This is a genomic window from Acinetobacter sp. BMW17, assembly GCF_001592855.1.
Lineage (GTDB): Bacteria > Pseudomonadota > Gammaproteobacteria > Pseudomonadales > Moraxellaceae > Acinetobacter > Acinetobacter johnsonii.
This window is the reverse complement of the sequence record NZ_LSOD01000042.1, coordinates 8,738-19,830: the sequence shown is the minus strand read 5'-3', so window position 1 is coordinate 19,830 and position 11,093 is coordinate 8,738. Positions and strand designations below refer to the sequence as shown.

General features: G+C 36.4%; 9 protein-coding genes and 1 tRNA gene. 8 read left to right on the top strand and 2 right to left on the bottom strand.

All coding sequences use genetic code 11. The features are described 5' to 3' along the window. The first annotated feature begins 516 nt into the window (after positions 1-516). Positions 517-593, top strand: a tRNA-Met gene (locus tag AXW61_RS13775). Positions 594-783: 190 nt separating this feature from the next. Here the strand turns inward: AXW61_RS13775 and AXW61_RS13770 are convergent. Further along, positions 784-1,155, bottom strand: a complete 372-nt coding sequence (locus tag AXW61_RS13770; protein WP_004693511.1) for a helix-turn-helix domain-containing protein — start codon at positions 1,153-1,155, stop codon at positions 784-786. Positions 1,156-1,254: 99 nt separating this feature from the next. Here AXW61_RS13770 and AXW61_RS13765 point away from each other — a divergent pair, with 99 nt between their 5' ends. Together AXW61_RS13765 and AXW61_RS13760 are read left to right on the top strand one after the other, a co-directional pair. Continuing rightward, positions 1,255-2,256: a zinc-binding alcohol dehydrogenase family protein gene (locus AXW61_RS13765; RefSeq protein WP_062034755.1), complete on the top strand. Its 1,002-nt coding sequence runs from the start codon at positions 1,255-1,257 to the stop codon at positions 2,254-2,256. A 231-nt stretch (positions 2,257-2,487) separates the two neighbouring features. Then, positions 2,488-4,848 (top strand): TonB-dependent receptor, encoded by a 2,361-nt coding sequence (locus tag AXW61_RS13760; protein ID WP_062034754.1) that lies wholly within the window; start codon positions 2,488-2,490, stop codon positions 4,846-4,848. A 145-nt stretch (positions 4,849-4,993) separates the two neighbouring features. On the opposite strand, the gene AXW61_RS13755 is transcribed toward AXW61_RS13760, so the two are convergent. Next, the gene (locus AXW61_RS13755) at positions 4,994-5,575 is read right to left on the bottom strand and encodes a hypothetical protein (RefSeq protein WP_062034753.1); all 582 of its coding nucleotides are present in this window, start codon (positions 5,573-5,575) and stop codon (positions 4,994-4,996) included. Positions 5,576-6,009: 434 nt separating this feature from the next. Here AXW61_RS13755 and AXW61_RS13750 point away from each other — a divergent pair, with 434 nt between their 5' ends. From AXW61_RS13750 to AXW61_RS13730, 5 genes are all read left to right on the top strand, one after another. Beyond that, complete coding sequence (locus tag AXW61_RS13750) at positions 6,010-6,219, top strand: cold-shock protein (RefSeq protein WP_004693506.1); 210 nt, start codon at positions 6,010-6,012, stop codon at positions 6,217-6,219. Between the two features lie 106 nt (positions 6,220-6,325). After that, positions 6,326-6,553, top strand: a complete 228-nt coding sequence (locus AXW61_RS13745) for a hypothetical protein (protein WP_004980159.1) — start codon at positions 6,326-6,328, stop codon at positions 6,551-6,553. A 55-nt stretch (positions 6,554-6,608) separates the two neighbouring features. Continuing rightward, a complete protein-coding gene (locus AXW61_RS13740; RefSeq protein ID WP_062034752.1) occupies positions 6,609-6,806 on the top strand; it encodes a hypothetical protein in 198 nt (65 codons plus the stop codon). A 638-nt stretch (positions 6,807-7,444) separates the two neighbouring features. Beyond that, positions 7,445-9,634, top strand: coding sequence for a TonB-dependent receptor (locus AXW61_RS13735; protein ID WP_062034751.1), 2,190 nt, complete (start codon positions 7,445-7,447; stop codon positions 9,632-9,634). A 415-nt stretch (positions 9,635-10,049) separates the two neighbouring features. Further along, positions 10,050-11,027 carry a TonB-dependent receptor plug domain-containing protein gene (locus tag AXW61_RS13730; RefSeq protein WP_062034750.1) on the top strand — a complete coding sequence of 326 codons (978 nt, stop codon included), beginning with the start codon at positions 10,050-10,052 and terminating at the stop codon, positions 11,025-11,027. Positions 11,028-11,093: the final 66 nt, after the last annotated feature.

Genomic DNA, 11,093 nt, shown 5'->3' with positions numbered 1-11,093 from the left:
GGTAGGACATTTGATTTGTAGCGTTATTTTCATACCTCTATTTTATCAAAAGCCATATTGTTTTTTTCAGCATACTTTTTGAAACACCGCCAAAATGGTATAGTAGCGCTGTCATTTAAGTACTTTTTTCTATGTCTGAAACCTATAAATACATTTACACCCAAATTAGTACATTTGGATCATTACCTACACATAAAGTTCTTATAAGTAGTGTGGGAAGGAAGACAAAATTAGTTTTCGCTGATAATACTTTTGTATATAGTACAGTTTCTGATTGGGCTTTAAGTCATTCGGGTCTTGATTCAAGGAAATCAATATGGTCTGAAGAGCCTAAGTCATTTTTAGACAGTGAAAAAACAAGATTAAGCATTTATAGAGCCTCACATCCCGCTTTTATCACTGAAGCAAGCATTGGCTAAGCACTAGTATTTTGTATGCTGCTTATGTAATAACTGTTTATATTGCAAATAAAGTTTGCTTTGTGGGTGCTTAGGGCGTATAAAGCTAACTCGTTGATGCGGGATGGAGCAGTCTGGTAGCTCGTCGGGCTCATAACCCGAAGGTCGTTGGTTCAAATCCAGCTCCCGCTACCAACGAAAAAAGATTCAAAGTTTATAGCCTAGTCTTCACAGATTAGGCTTTTTTTATGGCTAGTTAATTTTATACATAGCTGTTTCTAAGAACGTAATTTTTATACAAGTCACTGTAATGGCGTGTAAGCTATGAAACTACAGTATTTATAGAAAACACTGGACTGTAAGTGAAGTAAAACAGGTTTAAATTTTATTCTGATTCTAAAGGCATAATGGGTTTCCCAAATAAACCAATATTCTTATCCCCCCATTGTTTTAATGCAACCAAAATAGGTGCTAAAGAAGTGCCGAGTGTAGATAATCGATATTCTACTTTAGGTGGAACAACGGCATAAACCTTTCGTAGAATCAGTTGATCCTCTTCAAGTTCACGTAATTGTCTAGTAAGCATTTTTTGAGTGACATTTGGAATTTTCTTTCTCAGTTCATTAAACCTTAAAACGTCGTCTTCTAATAAATGCCACAAGATAATACTCTTCCATTTACCATCAAGTAAGCCTATGGCAGCTTCAACAGAACATCCTGGTGTGCAATCAAAACGCGAATGTTTTAGCTTACCCATTTCAATAGTATCCTTTTGGTAACTATAAGACGAATTTGTCTGTATAACTTAAAAAAGAATATTAAGTAAACTCAAATAACAAAACAAGAGGACAAGTGAATGAAGGCTATTTCTTATATTGACGGTATGGATCATGGATTTCAAAATCCACTGGTAGATATTGAAAAAGCGATGCCGAGCTTAAAAGATCGGGATTTGTTGGTTAGAATCAAAGCGATCTCGGTTAACCCTGTCGATACTAAGGTTAGACGAAACCCTGTCGCAGCAGGCAACACACGTATCTTAGGATGGGATGCAGTGGGTGAGGTTGTTGAAGTCGGTTCTGGCGTGCAACATTTTAAAGTCGGAGATCAGGTCTGGTATGCAGGTGATTTAACTCGGGATGGGAGTAATGCTGAGTATCAAGCAGTAGATGAGCGTATTGTTAGCTTAAAACCTCAAAGCCTGAGTGATGCTGAAGCTGCTGCGCTGCCATTAACCGCTATTACAGCGTGGGAAATGTTATTTGATCGTTTCAATGTAGATTTAGATCAATCTGATAATATTTTAGTAATTGGAGGCGCTGGAGGTGTAGGGTCTATTGCGATTCAATTACTCAAAGCGAAGACAAATTTAAAAGTTATTGCTACAGCATCTAGGGAAGAGACTAAAGCATGGGTTAAGTCTTTAGGGGCTGACTATGTCATCGATCATACCCAAGATTTAAACACGCAAATCAAAGCATTGGGTTTAGACGCACCTCGATATATTTTTTCAACCAATCAAACAGAAACGTATCTTCCTCAAATTTCTAAGCTTATTGCTCCACAAGGTAAGTTTGGCTTAATTGATGATCCGAAATCACTAGATATCGGTGAGTTTAAGTCTAAGTCGGTTTCTGTACATTGGGAGTTCATGTTTACACGTTCAATGTTTAATACTACAGATATTGAACAACAATCTCAGCTATTACATCAGGTTGCAGAACTGGTAGATAACCACAGAATTAAAACCACGCTGAATCAGACTTTAGGCAAAATTAATGCACAAAATTTAAAACTAGCTCATGAGCTGATTGAATCTGGTCGAGCGAAAGGAAAAATCGTTTTGGAAGGCTGTTAATTCGTTTTAAGCTCAGCTTAAATAAGCGGGTTGATTTTTAAGTTAAACACTTGAAATTATACCATTAGGATCAATATTCTGAGCAAGGCCATTCTAGGGTTCAGCGCACTAGGGTGGCTTTCCTCTTTTTGAAATCAGTTTCGTTCTTACACATATAACAAAGAGCCTTTAGAATAATTTTTTAAATTCATAAATGTTATGTTATAACATTTCTTTTTAATGGGGTGAAGAATGAAACACACAACTTTAATGACGCTCATTTTGATGGTTATTCAACAGACACATGCAGAACAAAAAGTTACAGCTTTAGATCCGCTTATTTTTCAAGCGGAAAAGACAGAAGTTACTTCAGTCATTATAGAGAAAGAGAGAATCGAAACATCAAATACACTTGGAGATGCACTTAAACATGTTTCAGGAGTGCAAAGTACATCTTTTGGTCCAAATGCTGGTGCACCCGTGATACGCAGTTTATCGGGTAATAGAGTGAGTATCCTTGAGAATGGGCAAACCATTAATGGAATGAATGCGATAAGTGGCGATATTAATATTCCATTTGATCCACTCTTTACGGAAAACGTTACCGTTCATAAAGGCACAAATTCAGTTAGATATGGGGGTAACGCCATTGGGGGCAGTGTGGATATTGATACTGGACTGATTTCGAAAGAGCTGGAGGATAAAAGTCGAAGTTTAGATATCGCTTATAAGAAAGGGTTTAATGATTTTAATGCCCACGGTATTCGTTTAAATGTAAACAATCAAAAAAACTTAAGCACAAATATTCAGTTCTCAACCCAAAGTATTTCTTTATATAAAATACCTGGATCAAGCAAAGCTGCAGTATGTGATACAGCTGTTTTTCCGAGTACTGGTGGCGTAAATTCTGCTTTGGCAGATGCATGTCAAAAGGACTCTCGGATCTCAAATGTGTTTAATAAAGCGCATAATCAGTATTTAAATAAGCACGTTTTGGAAGATATCACGAAGAACCCAGAAAATTTTTATGATTATTATGATGGTTTAGAGTCAGCGAAATACACAGATGAGGCAATCTCAAAACGCTATGTAAATGGTTCATTGAAAGAGTTTATTAATGATCCGAACCCTGATTATGTGCCGGACACGGCTAAGTACGTACAGAATAGAATTAACAATGATGTAACGCCGAATTATAAAAAGAAACTGGGTAACAGCTATGCCAGAAATGAAAACATGGCGATAGGGACAACCTATTTCTTAAACAATGGCTATATCGGCGTGAGTGCCGACTATAAAAGTAGTGAATATGGAGTTCCAGGTTTTTCTATGGAAAACAAATCTTTTCAGAGCTCTTATAGTGATGGCTTGCCAGTGGGTGTAAAAATCGAACAGAATCGTTTTGCCGTAGACTCACTGTTTAGAGAGCCATTAAGTTTGCTGAAGAGTGTGCGGCTAAAAGCATCTAGACTGTCAAACACATCTGGAGAGTACATTGGTGCAAGAAAAGCCAATGAGTATAAATTTGATACTGATACTGCGGAGTTGCTATTTGAACACATGCCTTATAAAAACCTGACTGGAGAAATAGGAACTTCTATAAATGCTAGGCAGGTTAAGGGCTCAGGTTTAGAACGTTATTTACCGAATGTGAATACCGCTTCTCATGCAATATTCATTCAGGAAAAACTAGATTTCAATAAATTTTCTTTTGATGCTGGTTATCGTGTCGAGAAAGTCAAACATGCGATTCAGGACCAGAGCTTTAAGTTGGCGCGTAATGCTTCAAATAGCACGCTTGAAGATCAGTCCTTTGATCTGAATAGTTTTTATATAGGATCGGAGTTTAGAGTTACAGACTATTTGGGTTTCAGACTTCAGTACAGTGAGTCGGAACGAGCACCCGAAATCAATGAACTCTATGCCAGTAACCCTCACTACTCAGTCATGACCCAAGAAGAAGGAAATCAACAACTCAACAAAGAAGTCATGCAGGGTTTAGAGTTTACAACTACTCTGAATTTGGATTTGACCAATATTGCAGTTTCATTGTACCAAATGGATTTTGAGGACTATTTGTATTTGTCCCACTCAGGTGCCTCTATGCGGAACCGTTTACCACTGAAGTATTGGAAGCAAACCGATACAAAAGTGAATGGTTTTGAGTTGGATATGAACCATACGTTTTCCCTCGACAACTTTGGGGATTTAAAAGTAGGTGGTTTTGCAGATTTGGTCAAGAATAAAGCGACAGACCCTGATCGTTTACGTTTAGCCAATGATGGAATCTATTTGCCCAATATGCCAACCAACCGCTATGGTGCAAATATTGAGTGGACATTAGAGAATTGGTCAGCGCGGCTGTCTAGTATTTATTATGACAAACCTCGTTACCTAGGTAAAAATGTGGGTGAGGAAGTACCATTGCCTGCATACAATTTGCTCGATTTAGATATTCGTAAAAAAATGACGTTGAAAAACGCCAGTTTTGATCTTTTTATCAATGGTTCTAATTTGCTGGATGAAGATGCACGGCCGCAAAACTCTCCATTAAAATATATTGCACCCTTACCAGGTAGGGCTTTCCAATTAGGCATAACGATGCATATTTAATATATTATCCTCAGCATAAGTCTAGATAGAGCGCCGTGTGGCACTTTATCTTTATTTAAGTTAAATCAAAACAGTGCTTTGTGATTATTAAAAATCTTAAGTATGGAGGATTTTGTATAGTTGTGATTATTTGAACACCCAATAGCTATTTCACTGTTCCTGCTTTTTGCATTTCTTGGTAAAGCTGATCAAGATAATGTTGTTGTTGGATGTTATCTTTAAAGTATCGTTGATAATTCACACTACAACTATCGATATCGGCGATATTATTGAGATTGAATGTCCAATCATCCGTATTTTTAACACGAATGCCTAAGTCATCACTACATTTCTGCCAAAGTTGAGAAAAGCGCGTCTGCTTATTACTTGGGAGTTGGTTGAAACGTGCATAAACGCTGAAGCCTTTCATTTCTGAGTTAAAATATTTGTGAATAAAACCAATGGGTACACCAGCCCAATTCATTGATTGATCTTCTGGGAAGGAAATCCTGATGAGTTTTTTTTCGTTCAGTAATGAATCTTGTTGGCCTGATTTAAAATGTTGTTCTTCATATTCTAGTTTTGTGCCTATAGGTACATTGATCTTTTTCACGATCATTGGTTGTGTCGTGATGTAATAGGGATAATCAGGCCTACTATTGCCGCCTGTAGGGTTCATATTGCCAACACATGCTCCCAAATTTGAGAGTAGGGTGATGCAAAAGATTAATCTAACTTTATTATTCATTATTGATCCTAAAAAACTGTATTTAAAAGCTATTTTATTTATCTAGAATACACACATAGTACACCTTATGCGAAACGTTTGAAATTTCACCTCTAGCCTCAATATTTTGGTTCAAGCTATTCTAAGGCTCAGCACACGACTAGGGCTTTTTTTAGATGCTACACTACTATTTTTAAGGACGTTTCAATTGATTGCAGGAAACACCTAATATAATTAAAATTTATGACAGCTATAAATAACTTGAATATTTATTTTTTTCATGTATACTTGGCGTAACTAGAAAAAAGTAATGTTTAGTAAATCTTCTTTAAGTATCGCAGTTTTAGTCATAATCCTCCGTTGTTTCAGATCTTAAGCTCCACTTTTATTATTTTCAAAGTTACATCTAGTCATTTATTTTTGACTAAAATTATTAAAATTCAGCAGGATATATTATGTCTACTACAGTTACCGGTACAGTTAAATGGTTTAATGAAACTAAAGGCTTTGGTTTCATTCAACAAGAATCTGGTCCAGATGTTTTTGCTCACTTTCGCGAAATCGCTAGTTCAGGCTTCAAAACATTGCATGAAGGCCAACAAGTGTCATTCAGCATAGAGCAAGGTCAAAAAGGCCCAAATGCTGTAAATATTGTTGCTTTATAAGAAGCATTAAATATAAAAAAGCACTGAATAGTGCTTTTTTAATGACCAAAAATTATTAATTAAATATTTATTCCTTGTTGGAATATATGAAAAAAACTGGTGGAAATTGAAAAAACTTAATACATTAATTGCTAAATCTTCAAATGGTACTGAAATTATAGTCTCGTTAATTCCTCTAAATAAAATGCAAAATACCCGTGATGGATTGAAATCTATTGAAGTGGGTAAGCGTGTGTTGCTTCAGTCTGGAATCGAAGTAGACTTAAATTTAGATGGTAGAACATTCTATACCGCTTTAAATCAATTATTTAAATTTAACTATAAAGTTGCCTAACTAAATATTTGATTATATTGTTTTTAAGTGACTTAATATTATAGGTATAGAAAAAATGTTAAAGAAAAATGTTACTGTCAAAGATCAATTTGGTACTGAATACTCTATTCAGGCGACTATAGATAAAAATTCATGTAGCACAAAATTACATTCAAATTTAAGATATATCACTGTTGATGGCGAAGATATTCGTCCTGGTTTTGAAATGTTCTTCCAAAGTCTAAATAGCGGTAAAATTTTCAAGTTGATCTGAACGTTCTTATTTTTAATTTGGTCGTGATGACTAATACTACAATATCTTAACCAACCCCAGTCATTCCTCCTCAAAATCTATTTGAATTATAGAACAGTTATTTTAGATAATTTGAAGAGGGTTATGTCAGGCAGAACACTTTTGTTAATGAATAGTTTAATGACATAGCTAAAATGTATTTTTAGCAAAAAATCTTTTGTGAATGTCAAGTAAAATTCATTTTATTATATAAATATTATGGGTTTAATGATTGTTAGCTTGTCCACGAGGAATTCTTAATCTCCAAATTTCTTCCAAGAATTAGTTTTTCAAAGCAGCCCTTTGCCTATTATTCGTTATATTCCTAGCTCAATTCGCTCCTAAAATGAGTTCCAAAAGAGTCTTCCGCAAATGAGTATTTATAAACCAAATCCATAGTTGGTTTCTGCCGTATGACAATATGACCTATATAATATTTGAGCTCATTGAAAGTAAGTATAGAAATACTAGCCTATGACGATCAACACCTGTTTGAGCTGAAGGCTACTTTTTCGTATTCAAGATAGAATTTACTGCATTAAAAAATATAATAAAAAGTTTTACATTAAAATTAATAATAATTATCATTCTCAAAAATATTTTGCAGAAGAGGAATAAAAATGCGCTTGTCTCACTTTAGTCTTTGCTTGCTCACTGCGGCTATTTGTACTCAACTTTATGCAAACGATATGACTTCAGCATTAACTGAAGCAAAAAAAACAGAGACTAAACTTCCAACTATCGTGGTGACAGCAACACGTACACCGAAAAGCATTTCCGAAATTGCAGGAACTGTCCAAACCATTTCTGCTGATCAAATTGCGCAACAGGCTGGCCCAGGTCGTAAAGTTGCAGATGTTTTGGCGCAACTGGTTCCATCTTTAGCACCAAGCAGTGGAACGAGTAGTAATTATGGTCAAACTATGCGTGGACGTAATGTACTTGTAATGATTGATGGTGTATCACAAACCGGTTCACGTGATGTAGCGCGTCAGTTAAATAGTATTAGCCCAAATATGATTGATCATATTGAGGTGGTTTCAGGTGCGACCAGTATTTATGGTTCAGGTGCGACAGGCGGGATTATTAATATTATTACTAAACGTGCCGATAAATCAGAACTAGTCAGTTTTCAAACCAAATTGGGTGTGACATCGGCAGATAACTTCCGAGGTGATAGTTTGGCTTATCAAGTTGGACAAACAGCTTCATTTGCAAATGACAAAGTCGATGGTTTTTTTGGCTTAGACTATACCAATCGTGGCTCTCAATTTGATGGTAATGGAGATCGTATTTCATTAAGTCCTTGGCAGGGCAGCACCATGGATACTGATACTATTGATATGAATGGTCGTTTAAACTTTAATTTAACTGACAACCAAAGCTTAAGTTTTGGTGCTCAGTACTATAAAGATGAACAAGATACAGAATATGGGCCTGATTATTCATATTTACTTACCAAAACAGTTCCATCTTTAAAAGCGATAAAAGGTTGGAGCTTAGATAATCAACCTTTTACTGAACGTTATGCTTTTAATACGCAGTACCAAAATCAGGATTTCTTAGGTCAAGTCCTGAATGTGGAAGCTTACTATCGAAATGAGAAGTCACGCTTCGTACCTTATGGCTATTCAGCAGATGGTGTGAATGTAAAGCAAAGCCAGTCGAATGTGGACTATGCTGGGATTCGTTCAACTTTACAGTCTGATCTTGTAGTTGCTGACCGTGATTTAAAACTAACTTATGGCTTAGACTATGACTGGGAAAAAGATCATCAGTGGGCTGACTACTACACGCCAAGCAATAATGGTCTAGTTTATACCCCAACTGGAGAAAAACAAGGCTCAGGACCAGATACTGAAATTCAGAATATTGGCACCTTTATACAAGGGGACTATACCGTAACTGATCAGCTTAATATTCAAGCCGGTGTACGTTACCAATATGTTCAGGCAGACACAGACAGCTATTTAACTGCACGTAAGCCATATACATTAATGGCGGCAGACTCTACAGATTCTGACAAATTCCTGTTTAACCTAGGCACTGTCTATAAACTCACTGATACACAACAAGTCTATGCCAATTTTTCACAAGGCTATAGTTATCCAGATGTACAACGTGTATTGCGTGACGTTGCAGCATATACTTTAACCACGTCTGGTATTGCTCCAATCACTGTGAATAGCTATGAACTAGGCTGGCGCTTGAACCAAGACACAGGCTTAAATTTGGGCTTAACAGGTTTCTATAATACCTCTGATAAAGTCGTTCAATTTAACTCGGATCGTTCTGTAAATGTTGTCGACACAGATCAGCGAGTTTATGGTGCTGAAGCAACAGTAAGTTACCCATTTATGGAAAATTATAAAGTGGGTGGAACTTTAGGGTATACAAGAGGTCAGTATAAGGATGGGGCCAATAATTGGCATGAGTTAAATGCTTTTGCAGTTTCACCAATGAAAGGCACATTGTTTGCAGAATGGAATAATGAAGATGGCTATGGTGTACGTGCTCAAATGCTTGCAATCAAAGGAACTGACAAAGCCTATAAAGATGACCTAGAGTTAAAAGCAGCTGGATTGAGTGATAGTAACAGTGCAGCAGAGATTAAAGGTTATACGACCATGGATGTATTAGCATATTTTCCAGTAGCGAAAGGCCGTATGGACTTTGGTGTTTATAATCTATGGGGTAATCAATATAAAACTGTATTCGCCCAACAAGCAGCAGTGACCAATGCTAACTCATTGTTAGCGATCCCAGCGGAAGGGCGTACTTTTGCACTAAGTTATACCATTAATTACTAATGGTACCTGAAGCATGTTATGTAGAACTTTTTAATTCTATCTAAAAGAATCGGGATAATATTTTTAGTTAAATTCCTTAGATTTAACATATAGCATCAATATTTTATTCAAGGCCATTCTAGAGCTCATGGAACTAGAATGGCCTTCATGTAATTTTGCTCATCTGAATTATTTGTATGATTAATACCTCAAACTAATTTCTCGTCGAATTACACGCGACGAGAAGGCAACTTACAAGACCTGATTGTAAACTTCGCATCTACAAATTTTTAGGGGACTTGAGAGGATACGCATGATCTGTCCTCATAACCTATGAATGTAGAACATACGCATAAACACTCAATTATTTTGAGTAAATATTCTATTTGTGTAGAAATGTAAATGATAATTAATATACAATGATTCTCATTTGCAAATGGTAGCTTGTGGTATGCAGTATTTCCCACCTAATAAAGTTTGGCTTGTCGTTCTTTCAACTCCTTTATTTAGTTCATATCTTTATGCAGCAGCATCTGAGCCAGTAGCAAGTTTAGCTCCTATTGTGGTACAGGCTGAAGATGGGGAGGATGCTACGGAAAACAGTAAAAAATATAAAAAGAGTAAGTCTTCTCAAGCAACCAAAATGAATATTGCATTGAAGGAAACACCTCAGACAGTGACTGTTGTTACACAGCAAAGAATGCAGGATCAAGGCTTAGCGACTGTTGCAGACGTGATGCAACAAGTACCTGGTGTAAGTATTGGATATAACGATAGCGAACGCCCAAATTACAACGTTCGTGGGTTTGCAGTCGATAATATTCAAATTGATGGTATTGCATCATCTTATTCAGGTGTTAGTGGTTCCGTAATTGCCATGCCTGTCTTTGATACAGCAATTTATGATCACATTGAAGTTTTAAAGGGGGTAAACGGCCTAAACACTGGGTTAGGTGAGCCTTCTGCATCAATTAATATGGTCCATAAAAAACCAACACAAGAGTTTAATGCACAGCTTGGAGCAAGTTACGATACTTTCGATGGGCGAAGATTTACCGGAGATATTAGTGGCGGGCTGTTAGCTGATGAAAAACTTAACGCACGTTTGATTGTTGCGACATCAGACGGTGGAACAGGGAAACATTATTATGAAAAGAATACAACAACGATTTCAGGATCATTAACGTCTAAACTCACTGATCAAACTCAACTTACTTTGGGTATTGATTACCAAGATGATGACCCTCATGGTCTTGGTGGCGGTGTACCAATTTTTTATAGCGATGGGAGTCAAACTAACTTTTCATCAGAAGATAACTTTGGTTCGATGAACTGGGTGAGATGGCAACGTGAATTACAAAATAGTTATGTGTATTTAGACCATAATTTGGCGGTGTTTCAAAAAGTATGCTGAAAAAAACAATATGGCTTTTGATAAAATAGAGGTATGAAAATAACGCTACAAATCAAATGTCCTACC

Coding starts and splice junctions, on each gene's coding strand:
- AXW61_RS13770 (WP_004693511.1), bottom strand. CDS start 1,155: ATGGGTAAGCTAAAACATTCGCGTTTTGATTGCACACCAGGATGTTCT.
- AXW61_RS13765 (WP_062034755.1), top strand. CDS start 1,255: ATGAAGGCTATTTCTTATATTGACGGTATGGATCATGGATTTCAAAAT.
- AXW61_RS13760 (WP_062034754.1), top strand. CDS start 2,488: ATGAAACACACAACTTTAATGACGCTCATTTTGATGGTTATTCAACAG.
- AXW61_RS13755 (WP_062034753.1), bottom strand. CDS start 5,575: ATGAATAATAAAGTTAGATTAATCTTTTGCATCACCCTACTCTCAAAT.
- AXW61_RS13750 (WP_004693506.1), top strand. CDS start 6,010: ATGTCTACTACAGTTACCGGTACAGTTAAATGGTTTAATGAAACTAAA.
- AXW61_RS13740 (WP_062034752.1), top strand. CDS start 6,609: ATGTTAAAGAAAAATGTTACTGTCAAAGATCAATTTGGTACTGAATAC.
- AXW61_RS13735 (WP_062034751.1), top strand. CDS start 7,445: ATGCGCTTGTCTCACTTTAGTCTTTGCTTGCTCACTGCGGCTATTTGT.
- AXW61_RS13730 (WP_062034750.1), top strand. CDS start 10,050: ATGGTAGCTTGTGGTATGCAGTATTTCCCACCTAATAAAGTTTGGCTT.